Source organism: Actinotalea ferrariae CF5-4 (assembly GCF_000603945.1).
GTDB classification, from domain to species: Bacteria; Actinomycetota; Actinomycetes; order Actinomycetales; family Cellulomonadaceae; genus Actinotalea; species Actinotalea ferrariae.
In genome coordinates this window covers 1-2,300 of the sequence record NZ_AXCW01000052.1, presented here as the reverse complement: position 1 = coordinate 2,300, position 2,300 = coordinate 1, and the positions used below count along the sequence as shown (strand labels likewise).

General features: G+C 77.7%; 3 protein-coding genes. All 3 read left to right on the top strand.

All coding sequences use genetic code 11. The features are described 5' to 3' along the window. The coding region (locus N866_RS06845) for an FUSC family protein (RefSeq protein WP_034224540.1) at positions 1 to 1,036 on the top strand (1,036 nt) is incomplete at its 5' end. A 106-nt stretch (positions 1,037 to 1,142) separates the two neighbouring features. Next, complete coding sequence (locus N866_RS06840) at positions 1,143 to 1,472, top strand: DUF2516 family protein (RefSeq protein ID WP_034224535.1); 330 nt, start codon at positions 1,143 to 1,145, stop codon at positions 1,470 to 1,472. Continuing rightward, positions 1,469 to 2,300: asparaginase (locus tag N866_RS06835; protein WP_052022511.1), on the top strand; the 832-nt coding region annotated here is incomplete at its 3' end. The genes N866_RS06840 and N866_RS06835, both read left to right, overlap by 4 nt.

The following is a 2,300-nucleotide window of genomic DNA, read 5'->3' as shown; positions in this document are numbered from 1 at the left end:
CGCCCGCGTCCGCCGCGCGCTCGTGCCCGTGCTCGTCGCGAGCGCCGCCGCGGCGGCCGCGTGGGCCGTCGCGGTGAACGTGCTCGGGCACACGAACCCGTTCTTCGCGCCGGTCTCGGCGTGGGTGGCGCTCGGCTTCAGCGTGGACCGGCAGCCGCGCCGCGTGGCCGAGCTGGCCGCGGGGGTCGCCGTCGGCGTGCTGCTCGGCGACCTGCTCGTCAACGTCATCGGGACGGGGCCGGCGCAGGTCGGGGTGGTGCTGGCGATCGCTGCCCTGGTGGCCCGGTTCCTGGACCGGGGCGTCCTGCTCACCACGCAGGCGGGGGTCCAGGCGATCGTCATCGTGGCGCTGCCCGCGGCGCAGGCCGGCTCGCCGCTGGGCCGCTGGGTCGACGCGCTCGTCGGCGGCGGCATCGCGCTGCTCGTCACGGCGCTGTGGCCGCAGGACCCCCGACGGCGGGTCCGGCACCTCGCCGAGGAGGGGCTCGAGGAGGTCGCGCAGGTGCTGCGCGACCTCGGGCGCGGGCTGCTCGCGGTCGACGACGAGATGGTGGAGGACGCCCTGGTCCGCGGCCGCGCCTCGCAGCCGACCCTCGACCAGTGGCGGTCCGTCGCGGCGGACGCGCGGGCGAGCGCCCGGGTCTCGCCGGCGCACCGGCGTCACCGCAGCGAGCTGCACGACCTGGAGGGTGCCGCGGTGCGGGCCGACCGGGCGATGCGCAACGCCCGCGTCCTGGTCCGCCGGTGCCGGCCGCTGCTCGAGGGCGGGCACGACCTGACGGATCTCGGCGAGCTCGTCGCGGACGTGGCCGCGGCGACCTCCGAGCTGGCCATCGCCGTCGGCGGCGGGGCGGTGCCCGCGAGCGTGCGGGCCCGGCTGCACGCTGCCGCCGAGCGGACGGACCCGCGGGCGCTGGCGCCCGAGGACTGGCACGTCCAGGGCGTCGTGCTGCTCATGCGGTCCGTGGTGGTGGACCTGCTGGAGGCGGCAGGTGTCCCTCCGGAGGAGGCGCGGTCGCACCTGCCGGAGCTGTGAGGGGGCTCCCGATCCCCGGGTCCCCGACGGCTCCGGGGGCCGTGCGCCCGGCGGCCGTGCCGGGACCTCGCAGCGGCACCTCAGCGCCGTTGCGTACCCTTCGACCGTGGGATTCCTCTCCTCTGCCCAGGCCCTCGTCTTCCTCGCGCTGTCCCTGCTCGTGCTGGGGCTCTGCGTCGTCGCCCTCGTCGACGCGGCGCGCCGTCCCGCGAGCGCGTTCACCGCGGGCGGCAAGCGGACGAAGAACTTCTGGCTCGCCGTGCTCGGTGTCTCGACCGCCATCGCCTTCATCGGCGTGGGCAACTCGGGCTTCCTCTTCTTCGCGGTGATCGCCGCGGTCGCCGCGTCGGTCTACCTGGTCGACGTGAAGCCCGCCATCGCGCCGTACTCCGGGCGGGGCGGGTCGGGCGGGCCGGGCGGCCCGGGCAGGTGGTGAGCCCGGACGTCACGCCGCCCGCCGTCCCGTTCCCGCCGGGCGAGGTGCTCGCGCGGGTGGTGCGCGGCCCGCTCGTCGAGTCGGTCCACCTCGGTCACGTCGTCGTCGTCGGACCGGACGGTGCGGTCGCGTTCGCCCTCGGGGACCCGGGGGTCGTGGTGTGGCCGCGGTCCTCGCTCAAGCCGCTCCAGGCGGTCGCCATGCTCCGCGCCGGGCTGGAGGTCGACGACGACGGGCTCGCGCTGGCCTGCGCGAGCCACAACGGCGAACCCCGCCACCTCGACGTCGTCCGCCGCGTGCTGGCCTCGGCCGGGCTCGGCGAGGAGGACCTGCAGAACACGCCCGACCTGCCCCTGGACCCCGCGGCGTCGTCGGCGTGGCGGGCGGCGGGCGGCGAGGCGTCGAGCCTCACCCAGAACTGCTCCGGCAAGCACGCCGCGATGCTCGTCACCTGTGCGCTGGCCGGCTGGCCGACGTCGGGCTACCTCGCCCCCGAGCACCCGCTCCAGCGCGCCGTCCGCGCCGGGGTCGAGGAGCTCGTCGGCGAGGCGGTCGAGCACGTCACCGTGGACGGCTGCGGCGCGCCCCTGCTGTCGACGACGCTCCTCGGGCTGGCCCACGGCTTCGCCCGGCTGGCGCTCGCGGCGCAGGCCACGCCGGCGTCGGCGGAGGGCCGGGTCGCCGCGGCGGTCCGCACCCGACCGGGGCTGGTCGGCGGGACCGGGCGCGACGTCACCGCGTTCTGCGAGGCGGTGCCCGGGCTGGTCGCCAAGGACGGCGCCGAGGGCGTGTACGCGGCGGCCCTCCCCGACGGGACGGCGCTGGCGC